Below are 16,208 nucleotides of genomic sequence, written 5' to 3'. Positions count from 1 at the left end.
GTGCGGCCGGCCGGATCCGGGTCGCGGGTCATGATGCGCCCGTGGAGAGGTTCAGGGCGTCGGGGATGGTCGCGAAGGCGTTGCGCAGCCGGTCGGTGAGCGCCTTGCGGCCGCCGTCGCCGCCGTCGTGGACCCAGTCGCGGGCGGCGACGCTCCAAGCGGTGGTCGCCAGCTCGGCCAGGATGCGCAACCGCAGGTCATCGGGGTCGAGGCCGAGCTTTTCCGCCAGACAGGCGACGACCTGCCTCTCCACCCCGGTGCGCTGGTACTCCACATGGCCCAGGAGGGCGGGGGTGGTGAGGATCAGGCGCCGGGTGGCGATGTAGCGATGGTCCCAGTCGGGCGGCAGGACCCCGGCGGTGCGGGCGAGGGTGTCGCACAGTTCGGCGAGCACCGCGCCGGACGGCCGGCGGTCCGCGAGCTCTCCCAGATAGGTCGTCCACACTTCGGTCTCGGCCTCCACGGCCGCCGCTTCTTTCGTCGCGAACGCGCGGAAGAACGTGCTGCGTGAGACCTCCGCCTCGTCGACCAGTTCCTCCACCGTGGTGGCGTCGAAGCCCTTCTCCGTGAACAGGCGCAGTGCGATGTCGGCGATGGCGCGTCGGGTACGCAGCCGCTTGCGTTCACGTAGCGGCAGCGAGCGGTCGTCGGCGGTCATACCCGGAATCCTACTCCCAATCCGATCCTGAATCTCTTAAGAGATTCAGTCGCTAGTGGCACTTGTGCATTATTGAGACTGAGTGTCAGAATCTGAACATCGGGCGCCGCATCAAGCAAGGAGATCGACATGACCACCACTCTGAACCCCGCGATCGTCGGCCAGGCCGAGAAGCACCACACGGCGGTCCTGACCCGCGCACTGTCGGGCACGACCGTCGACGAGAAGCAGTGGATCACTCTGAACCAGGCCCTGGCCGCCGGCGGCACGGTCGAGCGGGCCGCGCACGTCGCCCACGTCGCCCAGCTGACCCTGTGGCGGCCCGCCGACGTCGACACCGCGCTCGCGGCCCTGGCCGGCACCGGCCTGGTGCGGGAAACGCCCGGTGACCAGGTCGAGGTCACCGACGCCGGCCGTGCGCTGGTGGCGAAGGTGCGCGCCGAGTCCGGCGAGATCCTCGGCCGTGCCTACGGTTCGGTTCCGGCCGCGGACCTGGCTGTCGCGGCGCGCGTGCTGACCACCATCACGGCCCGGATGGCCGAGGAACTCGGCTGATGCCCACTCTTGGGCCGGACGTCCTCGCGAGGTCGCCGCCCGAACCCGGAGCGGCTACCAGGGGAAGGCGAACAGGCCGTAGTAGGCGGCGGTCAGCAGCAGCAGCGCGGTCCCGCCGAGCACGCCGGCGAGCACGCTCCTCTGCCAGGGCGTCGGCTCCCAGCCGTCCCGCAGGCCGCCGATCACCGCCGCGAACGTCGTGACCGTCTGCACGAGCATCAGGAGGGCGAGCAGGCGCACGACCAGCCACCCGGCCTGCACGGCGGGCCAGGCGCCGGCCTGGTTGACCGAGAACAACACGATGAGCGTGATGAACGCCAGGACGGCGGCGAGCTCCCCGAGGCCGGTCCAGGCCATCCGGCGCAGCCGCCGCCGGATGGCCGGCCACAGCTGCACCGTGGCCTCCATCCTGGCCTGCAGCCGCAGGTCGCGCCCGCGCAGCCGGACGACCATCTCGGTGACCGGCGCCGCGACGTACCCCACTGCGGCCAGGCAGAGCGCGAGCCACAGGATCGTGCTGTCCCCCCACCACGGCGCGGCCGGCACGTCGGCCGCCTCGAAGCGCTGCACAGGCGTCGCCCCCGCGATCGCCACCGAGGGCCTGGCCGTACGCGGCAGGTCCTTCATCCAGTTGGCCAGCGTGGGCAGGTAGTCCGCCGCGTACGCCCCGCCGCGGATCCGCATGGCGTGGTCGGCCCCGGCGAGGAAGCGGATCGTGTAGTCGGTGTTGCCGCTCTTGGCCAGGGCGCCGGTGAGCGTCTCGGTGCTCTCCACGAACGGGATGGACGGGTCGTCGGTGCCGTACAGCGCCAGGACGGGCTGGGTGATCCCGCGCAGGGCGGGCACCCCGTCGTAACGCAGGAAGTCGAAGCCGACCCCGCCCATCGCCCGGGTGAGCAGGTCGCGTACGCCGGTCGGGGCGTGCAGGCGTAGCAGCTGCTCGTTCAGCGCCCAGGCGACCTGGCGCAGCGGTGAGACGTTCGGAGAGGAGACCAGGACCACGAACGCGGCCTGCGGATCACGCTCGGCGGCGATCGGGACGACCCAGCCGCCCTCGCTGACGCCCCACAGGCCGGCTCGCGCCGGGTCGACGTCGGACCGCCCGCGCAGCACCCGCAGCATGCGCAGGGCGTCGTCCGCGAGCAGGCCGAAGTCGCGGCTGCGGAATGAGTAGCCCACCGTCCGCTTGTCGTACGCCAGCGTCACGATGCCCGCCCGGGCCAGCCACTCGGCCTGCTGGGTGAACTCCCCGCCGTCGCCCGACCCCGAGCCCTGCACGAACACCATCGCGGGGTGGCGTCCCGGGGACAGGGGCGCCCTGATCGTCGCCTTCAGCGTCTCGTTCTTCGCCGGCACGAGCAGCGTCTCGGTACGGAACCGATCGGTGCGGGCGACCGGCCGCGCTTCGGCGGCAGGCTGGGGAGGTAGATCGCGAAACTGGGGCGAAGTGGACAGAGGCGGGGGATCGAAGGCCGGCGGGGAGAGCACGTGGCCGACGGCGGCGAGCACCACCATCAGCACACCGGCGATCACCCCGAGAGTGCCCCGGCCGACGTTCATGAGGCCGCTCCCCCATGCGTACTCGCGATACGGAACCCAGGCTAAGTCATTACTCCTCCTTTGCGGCATGCACCAGAGGGGCGATTGGGGCCGCGTTTGTCGGCGGGACCTGTTAGCTTCCTGCGACATGCGTGTCCTGCACAGCTCCGACTGGCATCTCGGCCGGTCCTTCCACCGCGAGAGCCTGCTCGGCGCCCAGGCCGCGTTCGTCGACCACCTGGTCGAGACCGTGCGGGCCGAGCGGGTCGACGTCGTGGTGGTCTCCGGCGACGTCTACGACCGGGCCCTGCCTCCCGTCGACGCGGTCGCGCTGTGCAACGAGGCGCTGGCCAGGCTCAAGGCCCTCGGCGTGCACACCGTGCTGATCAGCGGCAACCACGACTCCGCCGTACGGCTGGGCTTCGGCGCCGACCTCATGGAGCGGGTGCACCTGCGCACCGACCCCGGCAGGGCCTGGGAACCGATCATGATCGGCGAGGTGGCGTTCTTCGGCATCCCCTACCTCGAGCCCGAGCTGGTCAGGGGGCCGTGGGAGCTGGCCGAGCGCAGCCACACCGCCGCCGTCACGTACGCGATGGACCGTGTGCGGGCGCATCCGGCGGCGCGCAGGGTCGTGCTCGCCCACGCGTTCGTCACCGGGGGAGAGGCCAGCGACAGCGAGCGGGACATCAGCGTCGGCGGGGTCTCGCACGTGCCGTTGAGCGCGTTCTCCGGGGTCGACTACGTGGCGCTGGGGCACCTGCACGGCCGTCAGGTGATGAGCGAGACGGTCCGCTACAGCGGCTCGCCGATCGCCTACTCCTTCTCCGAGGCCGGCCACACCAAGGGCTCCTGGCTGGCCGACCTCGGCACGGGCCGGACGGAGTTCGTCCCCGCCCCCGTGCCCCGGCCGGTGAGCACGGTGAAGGGCCGCATCGACGACCTGCTGACCGACGGCCGCTTCGAGCGGTACGAGGACCACTGGCTGCAGGTGACGCTGACCGACCCGGTGCGGCCGCGCGAGGCGATGGAGCGCCTGCGCCGGCGCTTCCCGCACACGCTGGCGCTCGCCTTCGCGCCGGACGGCGTGGCGGAGGGACCGGCGGGCCGGGCGAGGATCGCCGGCCGGGCCGAGATCGAGGTGGCGCTCGACTTCGTCCGCGAGGTCCGCGGTGAACCCGCGGACGACGACGAACGGCACCTGCTGCAGGAGGCGGTCGAGGCGTGCCGCATCAAGGAGAACGCGTGAGCCGCCCGCCCGGCCCGTGGACGAGTGAGGAGGTCCGGTGAGGCTGCATCGGCTGCGCCTGGTCGCGTTCGGGTCGTTTCCCGGGACGGAGGAGGTCGACTTCGACGCGCTCGGCGAGGCGGGCCTGTTCCTGATCCACGGACCGACCGGCGCCGGCAAGACGACCGTGCTCGACGCCGTCTGCTACGCCCTGTACGGCAGGGTGCCCGGCCAGCGGGAGAGTGCCAGGAGCCTGCGCTGCGACCACGCGCCGCCCGACCGCGGGCCTTCGGTCACGCTGGAGCTGACGATCCGGGGCAGGCGCCTGCGCATCACCCGGTCGCCCGCCTGGATGCGGCCGAAGCTGCGGGGCTCCGGCCTGGTCGAGGAGAAGGCCAAGGCCCGGGTCGAGGAGCTGACCGAGCCCGGCGGGCAGTGGATCGTGCGCAGCACCCGCAGCGACGAGGCCGGCGACTTCGTGAACACGCTGACGGGCATGACCGCGGCACAGTTCTGCCAGGTCGCGATGCTGCCGCAGGGCGAGTTCGCGAAGTTCCTGCGGGCCGGCGGCGAGGAGCGGCGGGAGCTGCTGGAGCGGCTGTTCTCCGTACGGGTGTTCAGCGACGTGGAGCGGTGGCTGGCCGACCACCGCACGCGCACGGGGCGGGAGGCGCAGGAGCTGGGCCAGCGGGTCGAGTCGGTGCTCGACCGCATGCGCGGCGCGGCGGGCGACGACCTGCCGCTGCCCGAGGACGCCGAAGACCCCGCGGCCTGGGCGGGGGAGGCGCTCGACCTCGCCCGCGGCGCGCTCGCCGACGCGGTCGCGGCCCGCGCGGCGAGCCAGGAGGCGCTGCTGTCGGCCCGCGCCCGTCTGGAGGAGGGCAGGGCCCTGGCCGACCGGCAGCGCAGGCACGCCGCCGCCCTCGCCCGCCGGCAGGAGCTCGACGCGGCGGCGGACGAGCGGTCGGACCTGGAGGCGATGCTGGACGAGGCCGCCCGGGCCGATCGGGTGGCGCCGCTGATCCGGCAGGCCGCCCAGCGAGCGGAGGCCGCCGCCAAGGCGCGGCGGGTGGCAGCCGACTCCCTGCTCCGCGCGCTTCCCGGCCTCGGGCTGGGGCCCCACGGGGATCCGGGCGTGGAGCGGCCGGGCGCGCGGCCGGGCGCGGAATGGCCGGAGGTCGCGCGGCCGGGTGTCGCGCGGCCGGGCGACATGTCGCGGGGTGACTTGTGGCTGGGTGACTTGTGGCCGGGGGCCGAGAGCGTCGTCGCCCGGCCCGGCCCCCAGGGGCCGGACCCGGAGGGGATGGACCCGGAGCGGATCGGCACGGAGCGGATCGGCACGGAGCGGATCGGCACGGAGCGGATCGGCACGGAGCGGATCGGCACGGAGCGGATCGGCACGGAGCGGATCGGCACGGAGCGGATCGGCACGGAGCGGCTGGCCGTGCTGGAGCGGGAGCGGCGCGACGAGGTCGCCCGGGTGCGCCAGATCCTCCCTGAGGAGGCGCGGCTGCGGCAGGTGCGAAGCGAGCGCGCGGACGCCGAGCGCGGGCTGGCGGCGCTGACCGAGGAGGAGGCGGAGCTGACGCGGCGGCTGACGGCCCTGCCCGCCGAGCGGCTCGACGCCGAGGAACGGCTCGCCCGGGCACGTACGGCGGCGGCGAGCCTGCCGGGCCTGACGGCCGCCAGGGACACCGCGCTCCGGCTGCGGGAGGTCACCGGGCAGGCCGCGCTGCTGGACGCCGAGCTGGCGCGGCTCGCCGAGGACGAGGCACGGGCGCTGGCCGCGCAGGCCGAGCTGCCGGAGCTGCTGGCCGGCGCCGAAGAGCGGCTCAGGGGCTTGCGGGACATGGCCGCGCGCGTCCCCGCTCTGGAGGCCGTGGCTCATATGGCGGGGGAGCGGCTGGACGCCGCGCGGTTGCGCGACGCCCTGACCGCCGATCTGGAGCAGGCCGAGCACGACCGGCGCGAGGCCGTCGACCTGGCCCAGGAGCGTCGCGACCGGCTCCAGGAGGTCCGCCAGGCCAGGATCGACGGAATGGCCGCCGAACTGGCGGCCGGGCTCGTGGCCGGGGCGCCCTGCGCTGTCTGCGGCGCCGTCGAACACCCCCGTCCCGCCGCGCCCGCCGGACGGGCCGCGACGGCGGACGACGAGCAGGCGGCGCAGGAGGCGTTCGAGGCCGCGCAGCGGGCCCGCGAGGAGGCGGAGACGCGCGTCGCCGCCCTCTCGTCGCGGCTCGGCGACGCGGCGGCGCGCGCCGCCGACCTGTCCCAGGAGGACGCGTCCGCCGCCCTCGCGGACGCCCGCGAGGAGCTGGCGCGGCTGCGCGCTGCCGAGACGGCGGTCGCGGCGGCCGAGGCGGAGGCCGGGCGGCTCGCGGCGGAGCTGGAGACGGCCCGCGAGCGGGCCGCGGAGCTGACCGGGCTGCTGACCGAGACCAGGACCAGGCGAGACGCCCTGCTCGCGGAGGGGGAGCGGCTCGCCGCCGGTCTGGAGGGCGACCTCGCGACGGCGGAGGCGGATCTGGAACGCGCCCGGTCCCTGGCTATGGCAGAGGAGGAACTGACCGCCCGCGCCGCCCGGCTCGCCGCCGAGCTGGAGGAGCTGGGTGCGCGGGCCGCGCGCACCGGTGCGGCGCTCGCCGAGGCACGCGCGCACAGGGACGGGCTGGAGGCCGACGAGCGCAGGCTGGCCGAGGTGATCGACGCAGCCCGGGGCGAGGACCCCTCGCTCGCCGCCCGCCTCGACCGGCTGGGCGAGGAGGCGGACCTGCTCACGGAGGCGGCCGAGGCGGCGGCATCGGCCGCCGCCGCCGACCGCGAGAGCGAGGCGGCGCTGGCCGAGGCGGCCAGGGCCGCCGGCGGGGAGGGGTTCGCGAGCGTGGAGCACGCGGCGGCCGCCGTGCGCACCCCGGAGGACCGGGAGGCGATGTCCGAGCGGCTGGGACACCTGGACGCCGAGCGGGCCACGGTCGAGGGGTTGCTCGCCGATCCCGAACTTGTCGCGGCGGCGGCCGAGCCCGCCGCGGACCTGCCGGAGCTGGAAGCCTGCCACGAGCGGACCGAGCGGGACCACACCGCCCGCACGTCGGCGCGCGACCGGGCGAAGGGCAGGCTCGACCAGCTCACGGGGCTCGCCGGCGAACTGGACGCGGCGCTGCGCGCCTACCGGCCCGCGGAGGAACGGCACCGCCTGGCGCGGCGGCTCGCCGAGCTGGCGACCGGCACGTCCGGCGACAACCGGTGGCACATGAGGCTGTCGGCGTACGTGCTGGGCGAGCGCCTCCGCCAGGTCGTCGATGCGGCGAACGAGCGCCTCGACCGCATGTCGAGCGGGCGCTACCTGCTGCGGCACGACCTGAACCGGTCCGCGGGCGACCGGGGCCGGTCGGGCGGCGGGCTGGGCCTGCGGGTGCTCGACGCCTGGACCGGCGTGGAACGCGACCCGGCCACGCTGTCCGGCGGCGAGAGCTTCATCACCTCGCTCGCCCTGGCGCTGGGCCTGGCCGATGTGGTGACCGCCGAGGCGGGCGGCGCGGAGATCGGCAGCCTCTTCGTGGACGAGGGCTTCGGCACCCTCGACGACGAGACGCTCGACGACGTGCTCGACATCCTCGACGGCCTGCGCGAGGGCGGCAGGGCCGTCGGCGTGGTCAGCCACGTCGCCGAGCTTCGGGTGCGCATCCCCGCCCAGCTCCGCGTGGTCAAGGGCCGTTCCGGCTCCACCCTGTCGCACCGCTGAGCCCCGCCGCCCGAGCCCCGCCGCCGAAGTCCCCGGTCGCCGGAGCCCCGCCGTTCAGGCGGCTTCCGGCGCCCTCGCCGTTCCCCCCGGCGAGGACGTCCCGGGGCGCCCGCGGACGGAACGTACGTCAGGTGCGGAGGCTGTAGGCGTACACCCACATGAACTTGTCGAAGAACGTGTCCCAGGGGAAGAACAGGGGCCAGACCTCGCTGTCGGCGACGAAGCCCGGGGCGGTCGAGACGTGGCGGGGCTCGGCCCATCGGGCGAGGAAGTCACCGGTGCGGCGGGTGTTGGGATCGCTGACGACGACGCCGTCCTCGCTGACGCGGATGACGGCGTAGTTGTGCCTCTTTTCCTGGATCGTGGTCGTCATCGGCATGTTCTCGGCGTGGAAGCGCGTCATCTTCTCCCGCCACGCCGCACGATCCGGCTTCGCGTTGTTCAGCAGCTGGATCTTGCCGGACATGGGCGAGACGAGGCCCAGGGCCAGCATCACCGGTTCCTCCAGGGCTCCGGCGAGCCTCCCGTAACCGCCCCACATGACAGCGAAGGCCTTCTCGAAGATCGCGGGCCAGACGGGGAACGAGGTGTCCTTCGTGTCGTTGCCCCGCAGGCAGTACAGCAGCTCGGGTTCCTTCGACAACCTGTTCACCGGCAGGGCGCCGGAGACCCGGAACACCTCCGGTCTCTGGCTCGACGCCGGCGCCCTGTCGGGAGCGGGAGCGCGCTTCAGCGCGACCTCGTACGTGTCGGGGCCGCCGGAGAGCGCCGAGGTCAGCAGAGCCGGCTGGGCGACGGCGATCGCCTGCAGGGCGGAGATGACCCGGCAGTCGCCGACCAGCCCCTGGTTGACGTCGGAGGGGAGCGGCGTCCCGGAGAAGGGCCTGTTCGTCAGCGGCAGGAAGGCGCCGGCCATCGTCTCGCTCTCGGCGACCATGGGCTCGGGAACGCCCTCTGCGAGCAGCGCGACGAGGTCCTCGTCGGCGAGCTGGACCGTGGTTCCCGCCGCCGCCCAGTCCTTTCCGTGCTTGACCGTCCGTACGCAGCCCGGTTTCGGCTTGTCCACAACGATGATCTCCGACACCGTCAGCTCGACGGGCGCGCCCGACAGCGACTGGCCCTTGATCATGCGGCCTTCGGGAAACCGGACCCGGCCCGGCAGGGATTTAAGGGGCTGTTCGGACATAAGGCACCGCCTTGCGTGGTCCTATGGGCCCTCATGGTCTATGCGCAGGTCAGAGGGGTCAACCGTGAAGGATTCTCACGTCGCGCCTCGACCGGATGGACGCGCGCCCCGCTCACCAAAGGGCGAGCGAACGGGTCAGGATGCCGGCGAGGTCCTCCTCCCGCACGGGCCTGGGGGAGGTGGTGAGCAGCCGCTGCTGCTTCATCGCCCCCTCCACCAGCGCCGGCACGTCGGCCTCCGCGTATCCCACGCCGCCGATGCCGTTCGGGATGCCGACGTCGCGCATGAGCGCGGTCAGCACGCCGGGCAGGAACTCCGCCGGCTCGTCCGGCACGGCCGCCGCCGGATCGAGCAGTTCGGCCACGCGCAGGTGCCGCGCCGGGTCCGCCTCGAAGGTGAACCGGAACGCCTCCGGCGCGGTCAGCGCCACGGCCATGCCGTGCGGCACCATCGGCTCGCCGCCGGGATAGCCATGGGGGTGGAAGTCCTTCACCCGGCCCGCGATCGGATAGGCGTTGGCGTGCGGGATGTGCACGCCCGCGTTGCCGAACCCGAGCCCCGCGAACGTCGCCGCCAGCGCCATCGCGCCCCTCGCCTCCGCGTCGTCGCCGTGCCGTACGGCGGTGCGGAACGAACCCGCGAGCAGCCGGATCGCCTGCTCCGACCACATGTCCGCCACCGGGTTCGACCCGCAGTACGGCACGCGCTCCTCCGGCCGCCTGCGCTCGTAGGAGGTGTACGGCCGGGCGGTGTAGCTCTCCAGGGCGTGACAGAGGATGTCCATCCCCGCCGCGGCGGTCACCTCGGGCGGTTGCGTCATGGTGAGGTCCGGGTCCACGACGGCCAGCACGGGACGGAGGCGGGCGTGGCTGATCCCCGTCTTGACCTTCAGGCCGAGCACGTCGAGCACGCAGATCGTGGTGCTCTCCGAGCCGGTGCCCGTGGTCGTGGGCACCGCGACCAGCGGCTTGAGCGGCCGGGAGGGGGCGCGCCCGGCGCCGATCGGCGCGTTGAGGTAGTCCGTCAGCTCGCCCGGATTCGTCGTCAGCAGGTTGACGGCCTTGGCCGTGTCGATGCTCGACCCGCCGCCGACGGCGACGAAGGCGTCCCACGGGCCGCTCGCGCGGGCGTGCCCGATCGCCGCGAGCAGGCTCTCGTCGGTGGGCTCGACGTGCACGCCGTCGTACACCTCCGCGTGCATGCCGAACCTGGAGATCTGTTCGGCGATCCGCGCCGGGGCGCCCGTCGCCGCCACGCCCGCGTCGGTCACCACCAGCACGCGGCGCACGCCGTACTGCCCGAGGTCGAAGCCGATCTCGGCGGACGCGCCGGGGCCGAACTTCAGGGCGGGCGCGCCGTACGTGAAGACGGACTCGGGGTCGCTCGGCACGATCACGATCGCTGGGCCTTTCACTCGCGGGGTCATGAGGGCACAGGCCGGGGATGCCCGCGCGGCGCGCGGCACACCCGATGGGCAACCTGGCATGTAGCATGCTGCATGTCAATGCGCCGCCGTACGCGGGCGAGCCCATTCCGGAGGGTGGTCAGACGGTGCGAGCGGTCGCCGGCACGTCCAGTCTCACCGAGCAGGTCATCGAGGCGGTCAGGGAGGCCATCCACACGGGGGAGCTGCGGCCGGGAGAGCTCTATTCGGTGTACCGGCTGGCCGAGCAGCTCAACGTCTCCCGCACCCCCGTACGCGAGGCGATGCTCAGGCTGGCGGAGGCCGGCCTGGTGCGGTTCGAGCGGAGCCGGGGCTTCCGGGTGCTGCGCCGCGACCCCAGGGAGATCGCAGAGGTGTTCCACCTGCGGCTGCTGCTCGAGGTGCCGGCGACCAGACGGGCGGCCCGCCATGCCGGTCCAGGCCTCGCCCGCGCGCTGCGCGAGGAGCTGGAAGCCATGCGCGCCGCGGCGGCCGACCACGACGAGCCGCGGTTCATGCGGCACGACCGGGCGTTCCACGACGCGATCCTCGCCGCGGGGGCCAACCGGCGCCTCGCCGAGGTCGTCGCCGGGCTCAGAGACGCCACGGCGACGCTGGGCGCCTCCACCGTGGACCGCTCCCGCTCGCTGGCGGACGTCGCCGCGGAGCACGAGCCGATCCTCGCCGCCGTCCTGGGGGGCGACCCGGAGGCCGCCGCCGCGGCGATGCGCGGCCACGTGGCCCACACCGGCGAGCTCCTCGTGGCCCAGGCCGCCGCCGAGAACGGCCGGCCCGCCGACCCCGCCGACATCGCCCTCATCCACGACGCAACGGACGAATCTACAATGTAAAGGACCGGGCGGGCTGCGACGACGAGTGACCGCGCACATGATCGGAGCATGGATGAGAACCGAACGGCACGAACCGTCGTCATTCCCCGGCGCGACGACGTGGAGAACGCCAGGCGGGTGGTGCGGGCCCACCTGCGCCCCACACCGGTGGACCCGGGCGCCGGCACGCCCGATGATCCCGCGCTGAAGCTGGAGAGCCTGCAGCCCACGGGGTCGTTCAAGGTCCGCGGCGCGCTCAACGCCGTGGCCGCCGCACCCGCGCCGCGTGTGGTGACGGCGTCGGCCGGCAACCACGGGCTGGGCGTCGCCTTCGCCGCGAACGCGCTCGGCGGCAAGGCCACGGTGGTGGTCCCGAGGACCGCCTCGGCGGCGAAGACGGACCGGCTGCGCCGCCTGGACGTCGACCTGGTGCGCGCCGGCGAGAGCTTCGACGAGGCGGAGGAACACGCACTCGCGCTCGCCGAGGCGTCGGGGTGGTGCTACATATCGGCCTACAACGATCCGTACGTCATCGCGGGTCAGGGCACGATCGGAGCCGAGCTGGACGAGCAGCTCGACGGGCCGCTGACCGTGGTGTGCGCGATCGGGGGCGGAGGGCTCGCCTCCGGGCTGGCGCTGTGGGCCGCGGGCCGCGCGGACGTACGCGTCGTCGGCGTGGAGGCCGCGGCCTCCACCGCCGTGTCCACGGCGGTCGCCGCGGGCCGTCGCGTGCCCGTCGAGGTCGGCCCGACCCTCGCCGACGGCCTGGCCGGGAACATCGAGCCCGGATCGGTCACCGTCGGCCTTGTCGCGCGATATGCGCATCAACTGGTCACGGTGACCGAGGACGAGATCCGCGCCGCGTTGCGCTACCTGGCCGCCGAGCGTGGATACGTGGCCGAGGGCGCGGGAGCGGTGCCGGTCGCCGCCCTGCTCGCCGGAAAGGTCGCCGCGCACGGCCGGGTCGTGGCGGTGGTCTCGGGCCGCAACATCACCGCCGCCGCGCTCGCGTCCGTCCTCGCGGCCGGTGAGGCGGAACCGGCCGCATCATCGTGAGCAGAGACCGGGGGTGTCTCGCCGGCGACAGGTCAGGGGGTGTGCTCGCCCGTGGTCGTCGTGGTGAGCGCGGCGAGGGCCCGCAGCGCCGCCGCCGGGTCGTCGGCGAAGAACCGCACCCGCCGTACGGCCGCCGCCGAGGGTGCGGCCGTCGTCCAAGGGCGGCGCGGGCGGGGCGCCTCGATGGGTTCGCGCAGCTCGACCACGATGTTCGTCTGGGACGAGACCGCGAGGCGCACGAGTCTCTTCTCGTCGTAGCGAACCGGCGGCTCGGGCAGCACGCCCAGGTGGTGATAGTGCCGCACGGTACGGGTGGACACCCCGGCCAGCGCGGCGAGTTCTCCGATCCGCATGCCCTCAGTAGGGACGTTGACGTCGCGTCAAGGGCAACGGCTCACAGAGGCAGCCAGCGGGCGGTGAGGAGATAGCCGCCGTAGACGAGCGCGGCGGCGGAGACGAGCAGGAACAGCAGCACCCAGAGCGTGCCGGGCACGCGGGTCAGCCGGGCGAGCTGGTCGGCGTCGGAGTCCGGGGCGCGGCCGAGGCGGCGCTTGGTCTGCAGCTCCAGGATCGGCCGCACACCGCCGAGCAGCAGGAACCACGCGGCGGCGTACGCGCAGGCCGACTGGACGTGGGGCGGGGCGAACCACGACAGCGCGAAGACCGCGCCGCCCACGGCGAGCAGCGAGACGGCGCCGAAGAAGTTCCTGATCATCAGCAGCATGCACGTCAGCAGCGCGAGCACGGCCCACAGCAGCATCGTGATCCGCCCGCCGGAGACCAGCCAGGCCGATCCGAGCCCGATCAGCGAGGGCGCGACGTATCCCGCCGCCGCTGTGGCGATCATGCCGGGCCCCGTCGGCCTGCCCCTGGTGAGCGTCACGCCCGACGTGTCCGAGTGGAGGCGGATGCCGCGCAGCTTGCGCCGGGTCAGCACCGCGATCAGCGCGTGGCCCCCCTCGTGCGCGATCGTGATCAGGCCGCGGGAGATGTGCCACGACGCCGGGTAGGCGACGACGGCGAGAGCGGCGAACCCGGACAGGACGACCAGCCAGAGCGGAGGCGCGATCTGGGTGGCGGTCAGGTGGTTCCACAGGGGCTTCAGGGGGTTCACCCCCGAGATCGTACGGCCCGCCGCACCGGCCCGTGCTCCCTGTGCTCCCTCTGCTTCCGTCCCCGGTCCGTACGATCCGGCGGAGTAAGCGGGACGATGGCGGTTACCTTCTACGTGTGGCTGAGCGGCGTATGCGTGGACTGCGTGGATTGAGTGGATTGAGTGGGCTGATGAGGGCGAAACCGGAGCAGGCTCCCGAGCACTCCATGGACCCCCGCTCGGACGAGGGGGAGACGTTCAGGCAGAGCGTGATCGACAACGCGGTGTACGTGGACGGCGAGCGCGTGGACTCGCCGCTGTCGCTGGGCGACGCGATCGCCTCGCTGCGCTCGCGGCCCAACGCGATGGCGTGGATCGGCCTCTACCGGCCCGAGGAGGCCGAGCTGATCAAGGCGGCCGAGGAGTTCGGCCTGCACGAGCTCGCCATCGAGGACGCCATCGTCGCCCACCAGCGGCCCAAGGCCGATCGGTACGGCGACACGCTGTTCGTCGTGCTGCGGGCGGCGCAGTACCTCGACAAACCCGAGAAGGTCGCCTTCGGCGAGCTGCACGTCTTCGTCGGCCCCGACTTCGTGCTGACCGTGCGGCACAGCGAGGCGCCCGACCTGTCCAAGGTGCGCCGGCGCATGGAGTCGGACCCCGACCTGCTCCGCCAGGGGCCGCAGGCCGTGCTGTACGCGATCCTCGACGCGGTGGTGGACGGCTACGCGCCGGTGGTCGCCGGGCTGCAGAACGACATCGACGAGATCGAGGTGCAGGTCTTCGGCGGCGACCCCGCCGCGCCCCGGCGCATCTACAGCCTGTCGCGGGAGGTCATCGAGTTCCAGCGGGCGACCAGCCCGCTGGTCCCGATGCTCGACGGCTTCATCGCGGGCTCGCCCAAATACGGCGTGAACGAGGAGCTGCAGCGTTACCTGCGCGACGTGTCCGACCACGCCATCACGGTCACCGAGCGCGTGGCGGGCTTCCGGCAGATGCTCCAGGACATCCTCGTCGTCAACTCCACACTCGTCAGCCAGCAGCAGAACGAGGAGATGACCAAGCTCACGGCCGCGAGCATCGCCCAGGGCGACGAGGTCAAGAAGATCTCGGCGTGGGCGGCCATCCTGTTCGCGCCGACGCTGGTCGGCACGATCTACGGGATGAACTTCGACCACATGCCCGAGCTGCACTGGGTGCTCGGATACCCCGTGGCGATCATGCTCATGGGCGTCGTCTGTCTCACGCTCTACCTGGTCTTCAAGCGCCGCGACTGGCTCTGAGCCCCCTGGGGCCGGGCGCGGCCTTGTCGTGCCAACTATCTAGATATATCGTTTACGTATCTCGATAGTTGGAGGATCGGATGCACGACGAGATGTGGCCTCCGGCGCCCCCGTTCGCGCCGCCTCCGCCGCCCCACCTCGATCTCCCGCTCCCGCCGGTTCCGCCCGGGCCCCCGCTCGGTGTGCCGCCCGCGCTGGGCCCGCGCGTACGGCGGGGCGACGTCCGTGCGGCCCTGCTGCGCCTGCTGACGGAGGAGCCGCGCAACGGCTACCAGATGATCGAGGAGATCGCGCGGCGCAGCGGGGGAGTGTGGCGGCCCAGTCCCGGCTCCGTCTACCCCGCCCTCCAGCAGATGGAGGACGAGGGGCTGGTCAATGGGGTGGAGGCCGGCGGCAGCCGTACGTACCGGCTCACGGAGGAGGGACGGCGGCAGGCCGACGAACGGGCCGAGCCGTGGGCCGACGTGTGCCGCAGCCTGCCGGAGGACCGGCACGAGCTGCGGATGCTGTGGGGGCAGCTGAGCGAGGCGTTCGTCCACCTCACCCATGTCGCGGACGACCGCCAGGTCGCCGAGACCAAGAAGCTGCTCAAGAGCGCCAGGCAGGCGATGTTCCGGATCCTCGCGGAGGACACGTGAACGTCGCGGTGGAGGTGCGCGGGCTGCGCAAGAACTACGGCGAGGTCGAGGCCGTCAAGGGCGTCGCCTTCGAGGTGGCGCCCGGCGAGGTGTTCGGTTTCCTCGGGCCGAACGGCGCGGGGAAGACCACCACGATCAGCATGCTGTGCACGCTGGTCACCCCGACGGGCGGCACGGCGCGCGTCGCGGGGTACGACGTGGTGAAGCAGCGCGACGAGGTGCGCCGCAACATCGGCCTGGTCTTTCAGGACCCGACCCTGGACGGCTACCTCACCGCCGAGCAGAACCTGCGCTTCCACGCCGAGCTGTACGGCGTGCCGAAGGAGGTGCTCGGCGACCGGATGCGCCAGGTGCTGGAGATGGTCGGGCTGTGGGACCGTAAGGACAGCAAGGTCATGACGTTCTCCGGCGGCATGAAGCGCCGACTGGAGATCGCCCGCGGCCTGCTGCACTCGCCCCGCGTGCTGTTCTTGGACGAGCCCACGGTGGGTCTGGACCCGCAGACGCGCTCGGCCATCTGGGGGTACATCAACAAGCTGCGTCACAGCGAGGACATCACGATCTTCATGACGACGCACTACATGGACGAGGCCGAGTACTGCGACCGCATCGCGATCATCGACCACGGCGAGATCGTCGTGATCGACTCGCCGGAGGCGCTGAAGGCGAGCGTCGGCGAGGACCGGGTGCAGATCCAGACCGGCGACGACGAGCGGGCCATCGGGTTGCTCAAGGAGAGGTTCGGCGTCGACGCCGCCGTGCGCGAGGGCCAGGTGACGTTCGCCGTGGCGGCAGGGGAGGAGTTCGTGCCCCGGCTGTTCGCCGGCCTCGGCGTGCCGATCCGGTCGGTGAGCGTGTCGCGCCCGTCGCTCGACGACGTCTTCATGTCCTACACCGGCTCCACGATCCGCGACGCCGAGTCGTCGGGCACGGGCAACCAGTGGATGCGGGCGAGAGCCATGCGGGGAAGGTGAGCC

At 73.1% G+C, this 16,208-nt stretch carries 14 protein-coding genes; 8 read left to right on the top strand and 6 right to left on the bottom strand.

Going from position 1 to position 16,208, the window contains the following annotated elements:
* Positions 1-28: 28 nt before the first annotated feature.
* Positions 29-658, bottom strand: a complete 630-nt coding sequence (locus FLW16_RS26265; protein ID WP_142562807.1) for a TetR family transcriptional regulator — start codon at positions 656-658, stop codon at positions 29-31.
* A gap of 129 nt (positions 659-787) precedes the next feature.
* On the opposite strand from FLW16_RS26265, the gene FLW16_RS26260 reads away from it, so the two are divergent.
* On the top strand, positions 788-1,213 hold the full coding sequence (locus FLW16_RS26260) for a MarR family transcriptional regulator (protein ID WP_142562806.1): 426 nt from the start codon (positions 788-790) through the stop codon (positions 1,211-1,213).
* Between the two features lie 54 nt (positions 1,214-1,267).
* On the opposite strand, the gene FLW16_RS26255 is transcribed toward FLW16_RS26260, so the two are convergent.
* Positions 1,268-2,773, bottom strand: a complete 1,506-nt coding sequence (locus FLW16_RS26255; RefSeq protein ID WP_142562805.1) for a S9 family peptidase — start codon at positions 2,771-2,773, stop codon at positions 1,268-1,270.
* A gap of 127 nt (positions 2,774-2,900) precedes the next feature.
* Here FLW16_RS26255 and FLW16_RS26250 point away from each other — a divergent pair, with 127 nt between their 5' ends.
* Both FLW16_RS26250 and FLW16_RS26245 read left to right on the top strand, forming a co-directional pair.
* Entirely contained in the window at positions 2,901-4,001 is a 1,101-nt protein-coding gene (locus FLW16_RS26250; protein ID WP_142562804.1) for an exonuclease SbcCD subunit D, read from the top strand.
* 37 nt (positions 4,002-4,038) lie between these two features.
* Complete coding sequence (locus FLW16_RS26245) at positions 4,039-7,722, top strand: AAA family ATPase (RefSeq protein ID WP_142562803.1); 3,684 nt, start codon at positions 4,039-4,041, stop codon at positions 7,720-7,722.
* A 127-nt stretch (positions 7,723-7,849) separates the two neighbouring features.
* Here the strand turns inward: FLW16_RS26245 and FLW16_RS26240 are convergent, their stop codons facing one another.
* Both FLW16_RS26240 and FLW16_RS26235 read right to left on the bottom strand, forming a co-directional pair.
* Complete coding sequence (locus tag FLW16_RS26240; RefSeq protein WP_142562802.1) at positions 7,850-8,908, bottom strand: hypothetical protein; 1,059 nt, start codon at positions 8,906-8,908, stop codon at positions 7,850-7,852.
* A 112-nt stretch (positions 8,909-9,020) separates the two neighbouring features.
* Complete coding sequence (locus tag FLW16_RS26235) at positions 9,021-10,322, bottom strand: hydroxyacid-oxoacid transhydrogenase (RefSeq protein WP_260615594.1); 1,302 nt, start codon at positions 10,320-10,322, stop codon at positions 9,021-9,023.
* A gap of 77 nt (positions 10,323-10,399) precedes the next feature.
* On the opposite strand from FLW16_RS26235, the gene FLW16_RS26230 reads away from it, so the two are divergent.
* Positions 10,400-11,182, top strand: coding sequence for a GntR family transcriptional regulator (locus tag FLW16_RS26230; protein ID WP_142562800.1), 783 nt, complete (start codon positions 10,400-10,402; stop codon positions 11,180-11,182).
* 48 nt (positions 11,183-11,230) lie between these two features.
* Positions 11,231-12,217: a threonine/serine dehydratase gene (locus tag FLW16_RS26225; RefSeq protein ID WP_142562799.1), complete on the top strand. Its 987-nt coding sequence runs from the start codon at positions 11,231-11,233 to the stop codon at positions 12,215-12,217.
* Between the two features lie 32 nt (positions 12,218-12,249).
* Here FLW16_RS26225 and FLW16_RS45380 read toward each other — a convergent pair whose 3' ends face one another.
* Positions 12,250-12,570 carry a MerR family DNA-binding transcriptional regulator gene (locus FLW16_RS45380; RefSeq protein WP_260615593.1) on the bottom strand — a complete coding sequence of 107 codons (321 nt, stop codon included), beginning with the start codon at positions 12,568-12,570 and terminating at the stop codon, positions 12,250-12,252.
* 41 nt (positions 12,571-12,611) lie between these two features.
* Positions 12,612-13,331 carry a M50 family metallopeptidase gene (locus FLW16_RS26215; protein ID WP_260615592.1) on the bottom strand — a complete coding sequence of 240 codons (720 nt, stop codon included), beginning with the start codon at positions 13,329-13,331 and terminating at the stop codon, positions 12,612-12,614.
* A gap of 170 nt (positions 13,332-13,501) precedes the next feature.
* Here FLW16_RS26215 and FLW16_RS26210 point away from each other — a divergent pair, with 170 nt between their 5' ends.
* The 3 genes from FLW16_RS26210 (at position 13,502) to FLW16_RS26200 (ending at position 16,205) form a co-directional block, all read left to right on the top strand.
* A complete protein-coding gene (locus FLW16_RS26210; protein ID WP_260615591.1) occupies positions 13,502-14,593 on the top strand; it encodes a magnesium and cobalt transport protein CorA in 1,092 nt (363 codons plus the stop codon).
* Positions 14,594-14,673: 80 nt separating this feature from the next.
* Positions 14,674-15,231, top strand: a complete 558-nt coding sequence (locus FLW16_RS26205; RefSeq protein WP_142562797.1) for a PadR family transcriptional regulator — start codon at positions 14,674-14,676, stop codon at positions 15,229-15,231.
* A complete protein-coding gene (locus FLW16_RS26200; RefSeq protein ID WP_142562796.1) occupies positions 15,228-16,205 on the top strand; it encodes an ATP-binding cassette domain-containing protein in 978 nt (325 codons plus the stop codon). Before FLW16_RS26205 ends, FLW16_RS26200 begins: the two co-directional genes overlap by 4 nt.
* The last annotated feature ends 3 nt before the right edge of the window (positions 16,206-16,208 follow it).

The organism is Microbispora sp. KK1-11 (assembly GCF_006874435.1).
Taxonomy (GTDB): Bacteria; Actinomycetota; Actinomycetes; order Streptosporangiales; family Streptosporangiaceae; genus Microbispora; species Microbispora catharanthi.
This window is presented reverse-complemented; position numbering and strand designations above follow the sequence as displayed.

Excerpts from the sequence above, each read along its gene's own strand:
- FLW16_RS26265 (WP_142562807.1), bottom strand. The coding sequence starts at position 658 with ATGACCGCCGACGACCGCTCGCTGCCGCTACGTGAACGCAAGCGGCTG.
- FLW16_RS26260 (WP_142562806.1), top strand. The coding sequence starts at position 788 with ATGACCACCACTCTGAACCCCGCGATCGTCGGCCAGGCCGAGAAGCAC.
- FLW16_RS26255 (WP_142562805.1), bottom strand. The coding sequence starts at position 2,773 with ATGAACGTCGGCCGGGGCACTCTCGGGGTGATCGCCGGTGTGCTGATG.
- FLW16_RS26250 (WP_142562804.1), top strand. The coding sequence starts at position 2,901 with ATGCGTGTCCTGCACAGCTCCGACTGGCATCTCGGCCGGTCCTTCCAC.
- FLW16_RS26240 (WP_142562802.1), bottom strand. The coding sequence starts at position 8,908 with ATGTCCGAACAGCCCCTTAAATCCCTGCCGGGCCGGGTCCGGTTTCCC.
- FLW16_RS26230 (WP_142562800.1), top strand. The coding sequence starts at position 10,400 with ATGCTGCATGTCAATGCGCCGCCGTACGCGGGCGAGCCCATTCCGGAG.
- FLW16_RS26225 (WP_142562799.1), top strand. The coding sequence starts at position 11,231 with ATGGATGAGAACCGAACGGCACGAACCGTCGTCATTCCCCGGCGCGAC.
- FLW16_RS45380 (WP_260615593.1), bottom strand. The coding sequence starts at position 12,570 with ATGCGGATCGGAGAACTCGCCGCGCTGGCCGGGGTGTCCACCCGTACC.
- FLW16_RS26210 (WP_260615591.1), top strand. The coding sequence starts at position 13,502 with ATGAGGGCGAAACCGGAGCAGGCTCCCGAGCACTCCATGGACCCCCGC.
- FLW16_RS26205 (WP_142562797.1), top strand. The coding sequence starts at position 14,674 with ATGCACGACGAGATGTGGCCTCCGGCGCCCCCGTTCGCGCCGCCTCCG.